The organism is Mesorhizobium sp. RCAM 05099, assembly GCF_059683685.1.
Genome location: NZ_CM185035.1, coordinates 3,474,051 through 3,488,874, shown reverse-complemented (window position 1 = coordinate 3,488,874; position 14,824 = coordinate 3,474,051). Strand labels below are relative to the sequence as shown.

The 14,824-nt window shown below is 62.9% G+C and carries 11 protein-coding genes and 1 pseudogene; 4 read left to right on the top strand and 8 right to left on the bottom strand.

From position 1 onward, the window contains the following. Positions 1-140 precede the first annotated feature (140 nt). The 3 genes from AC56QQ_RS17110 to AC56QQ_RS17100 form a co-directional block, all read right to left on the bottom strand. Positions 141-1,631, bottom strand: coding sequence for an FAD-dependent monooxygenase (locus tag AC56QQ_RS17110; RefSeq protein ID WP_497128822.1), 1,491 nt, complete (start codon positions 1,629-1,631; stop codon positions 141-143). 551 nt (positions 1,632-2,182) lie between these two features. Beyond that, positions 2,183-3,556 carry a PleD family two-component system response regulator gene (locus AC56QQ_RS17105; protein WP_497128820.1) on the bottom strand — a complete coding sequence of 458 codons (1,374 nt, stop codon included), beginning with the start codon at positions 3,554-3,556 and terminating at the stop codon, positions 2,183-2,185. Between the two features lie 33 nt (positions 3,557-3,589). Beyond that, positions 3,590-4,006, bottom strand: coding sequence for a response regulator (locus AC56QQ_RS17100; RefSeq protein WP_306280002.1), 417 nt, complete (start codon positions 4,004-4,006; stop codon positions 3,590-3,592). A gap of 201 nt (positions 4,007-4,207) precedes the next feature. Between AC56QQ_RS17100 and AC56QQ_RS17095 the strand changes: the two genes are divergently transcribed. Continuing rightward, positions 4,208-4,507, top strand: coding sequence for a DUF3572 domain-containing protein (locus AC56QQ_RS17095; protein ID WP_269905412.1), 300 nt, complete (start codon positions 4,208-4,210; stop codon positions 4,505-4,507). Then, a complete protein-coding gene (locus AC56QQ_RS17090) occupies positions 4,504-5,157 on the top strand; it encodes a hypothetical protein (protein ID WP_497128818.1) in 654 nt (217 codons plus the stop codon). Before AC56QQ_RS17095 ends, AC56QQ_RS17090 begins: the two co-directional genes overlap by 4 nt. A 9-nt stretch (positions 5,158-5,166) precedes the next feature. On the opposite strand, the gene AC56QQ_RS17085 is transcribed toward AC56QQ_RS17090, so the two are convergent. Both AC56QQ_RS17085 and AC56QQ_RS17080 read right to left on the bottom strand, forming a co-directional pair. Further along, on the bottom strand, positions 5,167-6,711 hold the full coding sequence (locus tag AC56QQ_RS17085) for a hypothetical protein (RefSeq protein ID WP_497128816.1): 1,545 nt from the start codon (positions 6,709-6,711) through the stop codon (positions 5,167-5,169). A gap of 102 nt (positions 6,712-6,813) precedes the next feature. Continuing rightward, positions 6,814-7,389 carry a GNAT family N-acetyltransferase gene (locus AC56QQ_RS17080; protein WP_497128814.1) on the bottom strand — a complete coding sequence of 192 codons (576 nt, stop codon included), beginning with the start codon at positions 7,387-7,389 and terminating at the stop codon, positions 6,814-6,816. A 65-nt stretch (positions 7,390-7,454) separates the two neighbouring features. Between AC56QQ_RS17080 and AC56QQ_RS17075 the strand changes: the two genes are divergently transcribed. Next, complete coding sequence (locus AC56QQ_RS17075; RefSeq protein ID WP_497128812.1) at positions 7,455-8,783, top strand: DNA polymerase IV; 1,329 nt, start codon at positions 7,455-7,457, stop codon at positions 8,781-8,783. A 6-nt stretch (positions 8,784-8,789) separates the two neighbouring features. Here the strand turns inward: AC56QQ_RS17075 and AC56QQ_RS17070 are convergent, their stop codons facing one another. Beyond that, positions 8,790-9,296, bottom strand: a complete 507-nt coding sequence (locus AC56QQ_RS17070) for a hypothetical protein (protein WP_489861748.1) — start codon at positions 9,294-9,296, stop codon at positions 8,790-8,792. A gap of 174 nt (positions 9,297-9,470) precedes the next feature. Between AC56QQ_RS17070 and AC56QQ_RS17065 the strand changes: the two genes are divergently transcribed. Beyond that, entirely contained in the window at positions 9,471-10,352 is an 882-nt protein-coding gene (locus tag AC56QQ_RS17065) for a DMT family transporter (protein WP_497128810.1), read from the top strand. 17 nt (positions 10,353-10,369) lie between these two features. Here AC56QQ_RS17065 and AC56QQ_RS17060 read toward each other — a convergent pair whose 3' ends face one another. Both AC56QQ_RS17060 and dnaE read right to left on the bottom strand, forming a co-directional pair. Next, a complete protein-coding gene (locus AC56QQ_RS17060; protein ID WP_497128808.1) occupies positions 10,370-11,161 on the bottom strand; it encodes an ion channel in 792 nt (263 codons plus the stop codon). A 55-nt stretch (positions 11,162-11,216) separates the two neighbouring features. Next, positions 11,217-14,743 (bottom strand): annotated as a pseudogene (gene dnaE, locus AC56QQ_RS17055) (DNA polymerase III subunit alpha). Between the last annotated feature and the right edge of the window lie 81 nt (positions 14,744-14,824).

Here is a 14,824-nt window from a genome sequence, read left to right as displayed (position 1 = left end):
GTGGTCCAATGGTCCAACCAATTTCTGCACAGATGGAAACTCCTGTCAACCGGTTGTCAGGAGGCCGCCCGCCTTCAGGCTGCCGAAGGTTACGAGGCAATGCATTCCAGGAGGGGCGCGAGACCGCTTCGATCACCTCGCTAATTCGCGGCCGGCGGCCCGAACCAAGTCGTCAGCGTCTCAGCCAGCCCCTGCTGGGTTCTAACCCCGACCCAGGCCACATATCCGTCGGGCCGGATCAATACGGCCTCGGGCGCGGCGACCGTCCCGAGGACCGGAAGCTCCCAGGCACCTTCATATCCCGCGTCGATCCGCCGGACCCGATCCGCCCAAGGCGCACTGTCCAGTCTGCCCGGTTCACCGAGGTTGAGGAGCACCGGTCGGGCATTGTGCAGCAGGCCGAACAGCCGCAACGGGCCATTGGTGGTGACCAGATCGAGGTCGGGCATTCGCCGCCCAAGGAGTGGGTGCCCCTCCCCCAGGTTGTAGTGGACACCCAGGCCGGACAGCTCCGCGGCGATTCGCTTGCGGGGCTCGTCCATGCCGAGCAATTCGCCAACGGTATCGGCCAAGGCCTTGGTGCGGTCATCCATACGGCGAAGAGCAACCTGCGCCATTGTGTTGCGCAATGCCCGGGCGGCGACCGGATGGCGCTCGGCGTGGTAGCTGTCGAGCAGGCCTTCCGGTGCTGTACGGCTGACCACTTGGGCCAGTTTCCATCCCAGGTTCACCGCGTCCTGCACGCCGATGTTGAGACCCTGTCCGCCCATCGGCGGATGGACGTGCGCGGCGTCGCCGGCCAGCAGGACGCGTCCGTCGCGGTAGGCGGCGGCCTGACGCGTCATATCGGTAAACCGAGAGATCCATATGGGACTGTGCACCCCGTAGTCAGTGCCATAGACGGCTGTGAGCGCCTCGCTGAGATCGAGCAGGGTTGGTTCACCGCCAGTGCTCAGCTGCCGTTCGGTCAGCACGACACGCACTGGCCCGCCCTCCTCCGTCTTGCCCATGGCATGGATACCGTAGGCGTCGTTGCGAAAGCCCGATGCCGGCTCCTCCGACATCTCGACCTCCGCGATCATCCAGCTCACCGTCGGATCCCACCCGGCGAAATCGATGCCAGCTGTCTTGCGAATGACGCTGCGTCCTCCGTCGCAGCCGACGAGATACTCCGCCCTCAACCTTTGGCCCTCGGACAGCTCGACGTCGACGCCGCTATGGTCTTGCGCGAAACCCGTGACCTCCTGTCCGCGATAGATCGGCACTCCCAGCTCACCGACCCAGTCGGCCAGGATGCGCTCGATGTGGTTCTGCCACAGCCCGAGCATATAGTTGTGCCGGGTGGGAAAGTCGCTGATGTCCAACCGGATCATGTTGAAGCCCACGGACTGTGACCGCCGTCCCTGCGAGAGAAACCGGTCGGCGATTCCGCGCTGATCGAGCACCTCGATCGTGCGGGCGTGCAGCCCACCGGCGCGCGAGCCGACGAGTTCCTGGTTATGGCGCCGCTCGACAATGGCGACGTCGACGCCCGCCAACGCAAGCTCGCCCGCCAGCATCAACCCTGTCGGACCGCCCCCGGCGATCACCACCGCATGACGCGATCCATCTGTCGGCACCATCGCACGCATTCTCGTCACTCCCGTTTCCTTGCCATGGGCCGCGGTTTTACGGGAGGAACCAGGTCTTGAAGCAAGTCCCTTGTGCGCCATATCTATGAAGTGGAGAGACCGAGGCTCTCCCCGGATCAGAACTACAGCCCAAAACCACAGCGTTGCGAAGCGGCAGCACGTGCGGCCGGGGCCGTCACATCCAGGAAGCGTTATTCAGATTTCACATCTGAAAAAGCCCCGGTGCTTCCGTGGCTTGGCGCAGAATCCTGATGTCATGTTGAAAAAAGGGGGCCGGTCGGCGTTTGGCAGCGGTACGAGGAGGCCACTATGTGCCAGCGCCGGCCGGCCGACCCCACGGACCCAGGAGATGCGGCGGACCTGAGCATCATGGGGTACTCTTGGGATCGAGCCGGCTGCCTACCCTCGTGCCGGCCTCGCTTTCGTCTAGGCCAGCACAGTTGCGCAAGAGCTTATGAAAATCAACAGTTTCTTAACCAAGGCTCGCGAATCGCTTGGATTAAGGTAAATGGGTAACCCTGCCGGGTTGACTGGATAATCGGGGCTGGCCGTCACGCCGCCTTGGCGACGACGCGGTTGCGGCCGCCGCTTTTGGCTTCGTAGAGCGCAAGGTCGGCGCGCTTCATCAGCGCCGCCACCGTATCCGCGCCCTTCAGCACGGACGACACGCCGACGCTGACGGTAACTTCGATCGTCTTGCCATCCGAACCGATCGCAAAAGGCGCCTGGGCGATTTCGGCGCGTATGCGCTCGGCGACCTTCTCGGCCACCACACCCTCGGTATCCGGCATCACCACGACGAACTCCTCGCCGCCGAAACGGCAGGCAAGGTCGATGCCGCGGACATTCTTGCGCAGCCGGCGCGCGAATTCCCGCAACACCTCGTCGCCACCATCATGGCCGTACGTGTCGTTGATCGCCTTGAAGCGGTCGAGGTCGGTGATCATCACCGACAGCGGTCGGCGCCGCGCCACGGCGCGGTCGAACAGCGTCTGCAGATGGCTGTCGAGGTAACGACGGTTGTGCAGCCCGGTCAGGCCGTCGGTTACCGCCATTTCGATGGTCTGGGTGACGCTGGCGCGCAACTGGTCGTTGTAGCGTTTGCGGCGCACCTGGGTGCGCAGCCGCGCCGTCAGCTCCTGCTGGTCGATCGGCCGCATCAGATAGTCGTTGATGCCGAGTTCGAGGCCACGGATGATGCGCTCCTCCTCGCCCTCCTCCGCCAGCAGGATGATCGGCATGAAGCGGGTGCGGTCGAGCGAGCGCAACTGCGAGCAAAGCCTGAGCGGGTCAAAATCGGCAAAGGCGGTCGAGATCATCACGCATTCATAGGGGGTCTCGGCGGCCTGGAAGAAGCCGGCATGCGGATCGCTGGCGATGTCGAGATCCGCGCGGTCGCGCAGCATCTTCTGGATGCGCTCGACGGATGATTGGCGTTCGTCGATCAAAAGCACTTTCGGCGTGGTGTCTTCCGACGCGAAATTGCGGCTCAGCAGCTCTTCGATGCCGATGTTGCGCGTGGTCGAGGCGCGCAGCCGCAACTCGTCGGTCAGCGACTTCAGCCGGACCAGGCTCTTGACGCGCGTCATCAGTTGCAGGTCATTGACCGGCTTGGTCAGGAAGTCGTCGGCGCCGGCCTCGAGCCCGCGCACGCGGTCGGAGACCTGGTCGAGCGCGGTGATCATCACCACCGGAATGTGCGACGTCGCCGGATCGCTCTTCAGCCGCCGGCAGACCTCGAACCCGTCCATGTCGGGCATCATCACGTCGAGCAGCACGACATCGACCTTGCCGTTCTCGCAGGTCTCGATCGCATCCGGCCCGTTGGTGGCGGTCAGCACTTCGAAATATTCGGCCAGCAGCCGGACTTCCAGCAGCCTCACATTGGCAGGGATGTCGTCGACGACGAGGATCCGCGCAGTCATTTCACAAGGCTCCGGCTCGGCTGAAAGGGCACATCAGGCATCGCCCAGATAGGATTTGATGGTCTCGATGAAACGCGGCACCGAGATCGGCTTGGAAATATAGGCCTCGCAGCCACCCTGGCGGATACGTTCCTCGTCGCCCTTCATCGCGAAGGCGGTCACCGCGATGACCGGGATGACGTGCAGTTCGTCGTCCTCTTTCAGCCATTTGGTCACCTCCAGTCCCGACACTTCGGGCAGCTGGATATCCATCAGGATGAGATCCGGCCGGTGCTGACGCGCCAGATCGAGCGCTTCCAGACCGTTGCGGGTGCGCACGGTCTCGTAACCGCTTGCTTCGATGAGGTCCCGAAAGAGCTTCATATTGAGCTCATTGTCCTCGACGATCATCACCTTCTTAGGCATCGATATCCCGTCCCGGCCGTCCTTCCGCTCGAAGGTGGCCGTCATGCGCCCTGTCTCGGAACGCACCAAACCCTGGTTCACTTTACGGCAATATGATTGACGAAACGGAAATCTGCGGCTGACAAACAGCGCGAATTCCACCTCGCCCCCTGCGCATCCAAAGGACGCGCCGCGCCGTAATGGCTTGCCGCAAGCCACTCTTGCCATTACTGCGGGAGAGACTCATTCCACACACCGAAGGTAGTGATGGCAAACGCAGCGTCAATGCGCGAAGAAGCGGAAAACATTGCCGTGAAGGCCTTGGGCTTTGTCGCCTCCGATCCGGAGCTGTTGCCACGGTTTCTGGCGATCACCGGCATAGAGGCGCATTCGATCCGCAAGGCCGCCAGCGAGCCGGGATTCCTGGCCGGCGTTCTGCAGTTCATTCTCGCCCACGAGCCGACCCTGATGCGCTTTGCCGAGGAAACCGGCACGCCGCCCGCTGCCGTCGGCAAGGCTTTGCGCGCATTGCCGCTGGGCGACGACAACCACGAGCATTCCATATGAGCGATGATCCCGAAACCGCGCGACAGATCGAGGAACTGGCTGCCGACGATCGGCCGCTGCTGGTGCTCGACGTCGATGACGTCGTGCTTGAATTCATCCGCCCGTTCCCGCATTTCCTCAAATCGCGCGGCTTTGGCCTGACTCTGGCCTCGTTCCGGCTGACCGGCAATATCGCCGAAACGGAAAGTGGCCGGCTGATCGAACAGGCGGAGGTAACCGCGCTTCTTGGCGAGTTCTTCGATGCACAGGCCGACTGGCAAAGCATAACCGACGGCGCCGCGGACGCACTGGCGGGTCTAGGCGACCGGGCCGAGATCATCTTGCTGACCGCCATGCCACACAGGCATCGCTCCACCCGCCGCGCCCACCTGGATGCGCTCGGCCTGAACTACCCGCTCCTGACCACCGAAATGGCCAAGGGCCCGGCGCTGGCCAAGCTACGCGGCGTCAAGGGCCGGCGCATAGCCTTCGTCGACGACCAGCCGCACAATCTCCTGTCGGCGCGCGGCTCGGTTGCGGACGCGCATCTGTTCCATCTGATGGCCGACAATTCGCTGCGCGCGTTCCTGCCGCCGGTGCCGGACGACATCGTCGTCGTCCAGGACTGGCGCGAAGCCGCGCCGAAGATCGCGGCCGCACTCGGACTCTGATTTCGACGCTCAGGGATTTAGCTTCGCTCCCGCTCCGCCGCTGTTACCCTCATCAGGGCTGACATCCTGATCGGTGCCGTCATCCTGATCGCTGCTGTCGTCCTGAACCGGATCGGCCGCCTTCAACATGGCGCCATTGACGAGGACCGAACCATCGGGCTTGGCGTTGATGACCCATTCGACACGACCGTCCGGCAGCGTCTTGCCGAACCCTTTGACTGCAAGCACCATAGGAAAGTATTGCGCGGCTTCCGGATCCGTCTTCGCCGCATTCTGCAAGGTTTCCACGATCTTCTCGTAGCCGGCGATGTCGACGGTCAGGCTCGCGTCCGGCTTTTCGCCGGGGAAGGTCATCTCGCCTTCCAGCGCGATCTCGATATTGCCATTCTTGACCGTGCTGTGCCCGAGAACGACCTTTGGTGTCATGGCCAGGAAATCGGCGGAGATCTGGTCGCCGAAATCTTCCGGCAGCGGCGGATTGTTATTGAGATCAAGCGTGTCGATCGTCTTTTTCGCCATGCTGTCGAGATCGATATTGGCGCCACCGAAATTCAGGTCGAGATCCGTCGGCAGCAACGCGACGCTCCAGTTGGGCAACATCTGCTGCGGCACTGTCAGGCCTGAGGCCTTGATGGCGTAATTCACCTTGCCGCTCTGAGAGATGCCGTCCATGCCGAAGGCGGTGCTCAGTTGTGTCGCGCCGAATTTGCCGACCGGGCTCTCCACCACAAAATCCTTGAAGCCGTAGGTGCCGTCGATCCGGTCCCATAACGGCAATGCGGCAGTCAGAAGCGATTTGAACTCCGCCTGGCTGGCCTTCAGTTTCGCCTCGTCCTCATTGGCCACGGCAAAGGCAAGCAGATCGAGCAACGACTTTGTCCGCATGCCCTTGCCTGTCGCACCCACCGACGCTTGCGGCGATTTGACGTTGTACGAGAGTTTCAGACCGCTTTTGGGATCGTCCAGTCTGACGGTCTCGGCAAAGGCGGTCATTGTTTGCGAATAGGTAAAATCGACGCCACCATTCGTGGATTTCGTCGCTGTCATGCTGCCAGAACCGGAATCCACAGCGACTTCAGCGTTCTGCAGAGAGCTTTTTGAACTGATCGTCATGCCTGATGTCAAACCCGAAGCGCTCGCGAAAGCGGCCATTTCGGGGTCATAAGTGCCGGTGAACTTGTTGTTCGCGATGGAGAAATCGACATGCTGCGGCCCCTCGGGACCAACGACATCAACCGATCCTTTCGGAGACACGTCCGCCGCAACGTCCCACTGACCGTCTTTGCGTGGCTTGACCAACATGAAGTAAGGCGTGAGGTCGAATTTGAAGGATTGCTGCTTTGCCAGCATGTCCGCGACTGGCTTGAAGTCGAACGCGAGCTTGTAGGCATCACCGTCGACCGAGATTTTTATGAATCCGATATCGAACAGCTTCCTGCCGAAATAGTGCGCCAAGTTGTCGGAAAGTTGCTTGGCGCCCTGGTTGTCGATCGTCTGGCCCAGGGCCGGTGCGCTGAGCGCAAGAAGCAAAACAAATGGCAAAACGCGCTTCACGTTGATCCTCCAAATTTATCCCGGCAGTCAAAATCGCTTCTACCACTGGTAGGAAAATACCATCACAGCCGCAAGACAAAGCCGTGGAGTGCTGGCGGTTTGCTACAGCACCAGCCGCATCAACGGCCGGCCTGCCTTGCGTTCCACAAGCCTCTCGAACCCGGCCTTCTCGAAAACCCGTGACGAGCCGACGAACAGCCCTATCGAACGCGAATCCCGGGACAGGTCTATCGGGCAAGCCTCGACCAGCCGCGCGCCATTCTCGCGGGCGAAGTCGATGCCGCCTTCGACGAGGCGGTGCGTGATGCCCCTGCCGCGCGCCCTGGCTCGGATGAAGAAGCAGGAGATCGCCCAGACGGCCGGATCCGTGGCGTCGGCAGGATCGAGCGGCGCCGACCCCCTGCCCTGATTGTTCCATTCGGGCACGTCGGCGCGTGGTCCGATCTGCATCCAGCCAACCGCCTTGCCATCCTCGAATGCCAGCAGGCCGGGCGGCGGGCCGGCTTCGATGCGCGCCTTGATGTGGTCCTTGTTGCGCTCGCGGCTGCTCTCACGGCGCACTGCCGGCGCCAGCCGGAAATGCGTGCACCAGCAGCCATAGCAGGCACCCTGCTTGCCGAAGAGGTCCTCGAAATCCGCCCAAAGTTCGGGCGCCAGCGGCGCTATGGTCGTGCTCATGCGTTCTCCCCAGGCCAGCCTTGTCGCTGACCTTGCACTGTCGTACCATTGCTTCTGTTCTCTTTATGTTCGCAGCGATGGCGGCCCCTGTCAACAATCCCGATCACGGTTTTTGCCGCGACTGCCTGACTTTTCAGCGCGGCGACGTCAGGCGTTGCGAGCGCTGCGGCAGCCCCAGGCTGGCGCGCCATCCGGAGCTTTACCGGCTGCATCTCGCCCACATCGACTGCGATGCTTTCTACGCGGCGATCGAAAAGCGCGACAACCCGGCGCTGAAGGACAAGCCGCTGATCATCGGCGGCGGCAAGCGTGGCGTCGTCTCCACCGCTTGTTACATCGCCCGCATCCAGGGCGTGCGCTCGGCAATGCCGATGTTCAAGGCGCTCGAAGCCTGTCCCGAGGCGGTCGTGATCAGCCCGAACATGGAAAAATACGTGCGCGTCGGCCGCGAGGTGCGCGCCATGATGCAAGCGCTGACGCCGCTGGTCGAGCCGCTGTCGATCGATGAGGCGTTTCTCGACCTCGCCGGCACCGAACGGCTGCACGGACTGCCGCCGGCGGTGGTGATGGCGCGGTTCGCGCTGGCTGTCGAGAAGGAGATCGGCATCACCGTTTCGGCCGGCCTGTCCTATTGCAAGTTCCTCGCCAAGATAGCGTCGGACTTCCGCAAGCCGCGCGGCTTCTCGATCATCGGCGAGGCAGAGGCGGTCGGCTTCCTGGCAACGCAGCCGGTGACCATGATCTGGGGGGTCGGCAAGGCGTTCAACGCCACGCTGGAGCGTGACGGTATCCGCACCATCGGCCAGTTGCAGCAGATGGATCGTGCCGACCTGATGCGCCGCTACGGCACGATGGGCGACCGGCTCTATCGCCTTTCGCGTGGCGAGGACGTCCGCCGCGTCGATCCCGACCAGGACGCCAAGAGCGTATCGGCCGAAACCACCTTCGACACCGACATCGCTTCATTGGATGAGCTTGTCGCTGTGCTGAGGGGGCTTTCGGAGAAAGTCTCGGCGCGGCTGAAGAAATCCGGCATTGCCGGGCGCACCGTGGTGCTGAAGCTGAAGACCCAGGATTTCAAGCTGCGCACACGCAACCGCCAGCTTGGCGACCCGACCCGGCTTGCCGACCGCATCTTTCAGACCGGGGTGGAGCTTCTGCGCAAGGAAACGGATGGCACGAGATTTCGGCTGCTCGGCATCGGCGTCAGCGACCTCTCCGACGACGACAAGGCCGATCCGCCCGACCTGGTCGACGTCCAGGCGCGCAAACGCGCCATGGCCGAAGGCGCCATCGATGCCTTGCGCGACAAGTTCGGCCGCAAGGCGGTGGAAACCGGCTATACGTTCGGCAAGGGCCGCGACGCCCATCCGCCGGAGCCACTTGAGGAGTGAACCACGTCAGGTGCGCTGCAGGTCTATCCGGCTCGTCACCACGCTCTTGCCGGTTTTCGGGTCGGTGTCGGTTACCGTCAGCCGGATGCCGTTCTCGCCTCGCTTCTCGACCGTCATCCTTGCCTTGCGATCACCATTGACCTCCTTGGCCCAGCGGATGCCGAGATTGATCGCATTGCCCGAGCGGCTACCGTTCAGTTGTGCCGGCCCGGTACGAGACCCGACATAGACGCCGCTGTATTTCGCATCGGTGATCTTCAAATTGGCGCTGATGGCCCGCGTCAACACGACGAGACCCCGGCAACTGCCATCCAGCGAGAGCGAGGTTGAGGTCGCGTTCGACTTGAAGCTGCATGTGACACCAACGTTCGGCACGTCGGTGGTCACCTGGACTGTGCCCTCGCCGGCGAAACTGCCCTTGAACGACTGGAGAAATTTGGCCTCATCGGCATGAGCCGCGCCTGCGGCAACCAGCAGGCAGCCCGCAAGCGCGAATTGCGCGAATGGTCTCATGGAAAACTCTCCTTGTCGGAATTGTTCCGCGAAGCACTGGCGAATATCGGGACTCAACGCCCTTTGCCGTATCGGGTTCCGTCAGCGACATGACTGTTTCGCAACGCTGGCTGGCCCAGAAGAATGCAACGGCTAGCGATTGCGGCAAGAGCTCCGGCCTGCGACATAGCGGGCATGGCACCCACCCCCTCCATCCCCAAGGCCGCGTTCTGGATGGCGCTGTCGATCGCCTCGTTCCTGGCGATGTCGGTCGCCGGCCGCGCCACGACAGCCGAGCTCAACGTCTTCCAGGTGCTGGAACTGCGCTCGGTGATCGGCTTTTTCATCCTTCTGCCGCTGGTGATGATGAGCGGCGGCTTTGCGGCAATGCGCACGCAACGCCCCGTCGCCCATATTGCCCGCAACGTCATCCACTATACCGGCCAGGCGGCCTGGCTTTACGCCCTGACGCTGATCCCCCTGGCCGTGCTGATCTCGATCGAGTTCACGACGCCGATCTGGACGGCCCTCCTGGCGGTCAGCTTCCTTGGTGAAAGGCTCTCTCGCCCAAAGCTTGCGGCGATCGTGCTGGGGCTGATCGGCGTGGTGATCATCGTTCGCCCCGGTGTCGGTTCGGTCGATCCGGGACATCTCGTCGTGCTCGGTGCCGCGGTCTGCTTCGGCATCTCGGTGGTCATGGTCAAATCGCTGACGCGGACGGAGAGCGTCGTGCGTATCATCTTCTGGATGCTGATCATCCAGTCGGTAGTCGGCCTCGTGCCGGCGCTCTATGCGTGGCGCAACCCTCCGCTGGAGCTGTGGCCATGGATCCTGCTGATCGCCTTCAGCGGCATGTCCTCGCATTTCTGCATGGCCCGCGCGCTTGGCTATGCCGACGCCACCGTCATTTCGCCGATGGATTTCCTGCGCGTGCCGCTGTCGGCGCTGATCGGCTGGCTGCTCTATCAGGAACGGATCGACGCCTTCACCGCCGCCGGCGCATTGCTGATCCTGATGGGCAACCTGCTCAATCTGCAGCGGAAATCCACAAAACCAGCCGAAATAGCGGCATCCTAGACCAGAGCCGCCGTCGGTCAGCTTCCGTCGTCGGGTATGTTGAGAACATGCCCGCAGGCCTTGCAGTGCACGGCGTCCGGCTCGTGCCGTTGCAACCCGCACTGCGGACAGGGAAAGAAGACCTTGGCCGGACGGAAGATCGCCTGCGCCAGCCTGACGAACAGCGATATGCCGATGATCATGGTGACGATCGCGGTCAGCTTGCCGGCCATGCCCGGCAGCACGATGTCGCCAAAGCCGGTCGTCGTCACCGTGGCGACCGTGAAATAGAGCGCGTCGATATAGTTTTCGAGGCCGGCGCCGGCGCGGAAGAAGAAGGTGTAAACGAAGCCGGTGATGACGAACAGGAAGGTCAACAGGTTGATGACCGCGTGACTTGCCTCGCGCCAGGGTCTCAGGCCGCGCATCTCGAAATGCCGCCAAAGCGAACCGCTGCGCGACAGCGACCACAGCCGCAGGATGCGCAGAAAGCCGAGATTGGCGAGAGCCGTCGGCATCAGCAGGGTCAGGAGAATGAAGACATCCACCCATGACGTCGGCTGTTTCATCAGCCGCAGCATGTCGTTGGAGGCAAGCAGCCTGGCAATCATGTCGGCGGCGACGAGGGCGGCGACCGCATAGTCAAACCAGAGAAACGAGGTGGATTGCTGGATGACGGGCGTCGCGATGAAGAAAGCGATGATGGCAAGATCGATGATGATGGCCACCAGCTGGAACCGAAAAGCGCCGGGCGTACGCCCGTGATAGAGCTTGCGTAGCGTGTCGCGCAGGCGCGCCGTCACTGATCCATCCCTGTCGGTCGTCTTCATGGCGAGTGCGGCAAGAGCCGCCCGGTGAATTTCCGTTTGCCGGAAAGACTGGTGATCACACCAGCTCCACTTCGACCACGCCAGGCACCGCGCGCATCGCCGAGGCGATCTGCGGCGAAATCCGGTAGCGGTTCGGCAGTTCGATCTCGATTTCCCCCTCGCCTTCTTCCTTGATCAGCACGAAGCTCACCTGGCCTTCGCCCCTGACGGCAAGCTGGCCAGCCAGCGTGTTGATCGGCGCCGCGCTGCGCACGAAAATGCGCAACGCCTTCTGTATACGGCTTGCCTCGTCCTCCAGCGACTGCACGGTCTGGATGCGCAGGTTGACGCCTTCCGGTCTGTCTTCGGCTGCAACGGTGATGACGACGGAGCGGCCGGGCTCGAGCAGGTCGCGATATTGCGCCAACCCTTCGGAAAACAGCACGGCTTCATACTGGCCGGACGTATCGGAAAAGGCCACGACGCCCATCTTGTTGCCGGTGCGCGTCTTGCGCTCCTGCTTGGTGGTGACGGTACCGGCCAGACGCCCGGCGGCGGCGCCCCGCTTGACGGCGGCCGAGAATTCCGCCCAGCTCTGCACCCGCATCTTCTGCAGCGCCGCCTTGTATTCGTCGAGCGGGTGGGCGGACAGGTAGAAGCCGACCACCTGGAATTCGCGGTGTAGCCGGTCGGCGGCGAGCCACGGCTCCGTCGGCGGCAGATTGAGCGCCTGTGACTGGGCGCCGAGCGAGGCGCCAAAGATGTCATGCTGGCCGGACACCGCGTTCTGCTGCGCCAGCGATGCCAGCCCCATCATGCGCTCGACGCCTGCCATCATGGAAGCACGGTCGTGGCCGAAGCAGTCGAGCGCGCCGGCCATGATCAGGCTTTCAAAGACACGCTTGCCGACGATCTTGGGATCGACCCGCTCGCAGAAATCGGCAAGGTTCTTGAACGGTTTTTCGCCACGCTGGGCAACGATGTGCTCGACCGCCGCATCGCCGACGCCCTTGAGTGCCGCCAGCGAATAGTAGATGCGGTTCTCGCCCACCTCGAAAGCGCGGAAGCTCGTCATCACCGACGGTGCCAAGACCTCGATGCCGAGGCGCAGCGCGTCCTGGCGAAAATCGGCTAGCTTGTCGGTATTGCCCATGTCGAGCGTCATCGACGCCGCCAGGAACTCGACCGGATAGTGCGCCTTGAGGTAGGCGGTCTGGTACGAGACCACCGCGTAGGCGGCAGCGTGCGACTTGTTGAAACCATAGTCGGCGAACTTGGCCAGCAGGTCGAAAATGAAGTCGGCTTGCGGCTTGCCGACGCCGCGCTCGACCGCACCCGAAACGAAGCGCTCGCGCTGCTTGTCCATCTCGGCGCGAATCTTCTTGCCCATGGCGCGGCGCAGAAGGTCGGCTTCGCCGAGCGAATAGCCGGAAAGCTCCTGCGCGATCTGCATCACCTGTTCCTGGTAGACGATGACGCCCTGCGTCTCCTTCACCAGATGGTCGATCTTGGGATGGATCGACGCCATCTCCTCCTCGCCATGCTTTCTGGCGTTGTAGGTGGGGATGTTCTCCATCGGCCCCGGCCGGTACAATGCCACCAGCGCGATGATGTCCTCGATGCAGTCGGGCCGCATGCCGATCAGCGCCTTGCGCATGCCGGCGCTTTCCACCGGAACACGCCGACCACCTCGCCGCGCGACAGCATGGCGTAGGTTTCGGGGTCGTCGAGCGGTATCGTCGCCAGATCGATCTCGATGCCGCGGCGGCGGATCAATTTGACCGCTGTCTCCAGCACGGTCAGCGTCTTCAGGCCGAGGAAGTCGAACTTCACCAGCCCTGCCTGCTCGACATATTTCATGTTGAACTGGGTGACCGGCATGTCCGAGCGCGGATCGCGGTACATCGGCACCAGTTCCGACAGCGGCCGGTCGCCGATGACGATGCCGGCGGCGTGTGTCGAAGCGTGGCGATAGAGCCCTTCGAGCTTCTGCGCCATGTCGAGCAGCGTCTGGACGATCGGCTCCTTCTCGGCCTCTTCGGCGAAACGCGGTTCGTTGGCGATGGCGTCGGCGAGCTTGACCGGATTGGCCGGGTTCTGCGGCACCATCTTGGAGAGCTTGTCGACCTGGCCATAGGGCATCTGCAGCACGCGGCCGACGTCGCGCAGCACCGCGCGGGCCTGCAGCGTACCAAAGGTGATGATCTGGCCGACCTGGTCGCGACCATACTTCTGCTGGACGTAGCGGATCACCTCTTCGCGGCGATCCTGGCAGAAGTCGATGTCGAAGTCGGGCATCGACACGCGGTCCGGATTGAGAAAACGTTCGAACAGCAGGGAGAAGCGCAGCGGATCGATATCGGTGATGGTCGTCGAATAGGCGACCAGCGACCCTGCACCCGAGCCGCGGCCGGGCCCGACCGGGATCCCCTGCGCCTTGGCCCATTTGATGAAGTCGGCAACGATCAGGAAGTAGCCGGGGAATTTCATCTTCTCGATGATGCCGAGCTCGAAATTCAGCCTCTCGCGATACTGTTCGATCGTATATCCCGGGGTGGGACCATGCGCGGCGAGCCGTGCTTCCAGCCCTTCATGCGCTTGGCGGGCGAGTTCGTCGGCTTCCGCTTTCACCGCGGCATCGGCATCGGCGACATCACCGCCGGCAAAGCGCGGCAGGATCGGATTGCGGTTCTTCGGATAATAGGAACAGCGCAGCGCGATCTCGACAGTGTTGTCGATCGCTTCCGGCAGGTCGGCGAACAGCCTGGCCATATCGGCCTGGCTGCGCAGGAAATTGTCCGGCGACAGCCGGCGGCGGTTGTCGGCGGCGACGACCGAGCCTTCGGCGATGGCGATCAGCGCGTCATGCGCCTCGTAGTCGTCGCGCGCCGAGAAAAACGCCTCGTTGGTGGCGACAAGCGGCAATTCGTGGGCATAAGCGAGATCGATCGAGGATTTCTCGATCATTCGATCGTAACCCGAAACCCGATCCAATTCGACATAGAGCCGATCGCCGAACATCGCCTTGAGGGTCAAAAGCCGTGCCTCGGCAAGATCGCGGCGATCTTCCTTGAGCGCGATTCCGATCGGGCCGCGCGGCCCCCCGCTGAGGCAGATCAGCCCGCCACAATAGCCTTCCATCATTTCAGTGGTCAGGTGCACCGCCTCGCCGGGTGGTGTTTCGAGGTAAACCCGGCTGACCAGCCTGACCAGATTGGAATAGCCGGCCTCGGTCGCGGCGATCAGGACCACCGGCCGCATCTCCGGACCCTGCCGTCTGCGGTCGCGTTGTCCGTCGCTGTTCTCGCCGGAAAAGGCGAGCGCGACCTGGCAGCCAATGATCGGCTGGATACCGTCCTTCACCGCCTTCTGCGCGAACTCCAGCGCGCCGAACAGATTGTTGGTGTCGGTGACGGCGATCGCCGGGGCCTCGTCCTTGACCGCGTGAGCCACCACCTTGCCAATCTGCAAGGCACCTTCCAGCAGCGAATAGGCCGAATGCACGCGCAAATGGATGAAGGGCCGCGCCGGCGCCTCTGGCCGCGCCGCCGCTATTGCGGCTTCGCGCTTCAGGGGATCGCGTGGAAGTCTGTCATCCGCCATGGTTTTTCGTACTGCCTGAAGGACTTGAGTCGATGGACATGTATTGTCCGGGACGGGGCGATGCCAGTCCAGCACAAACGA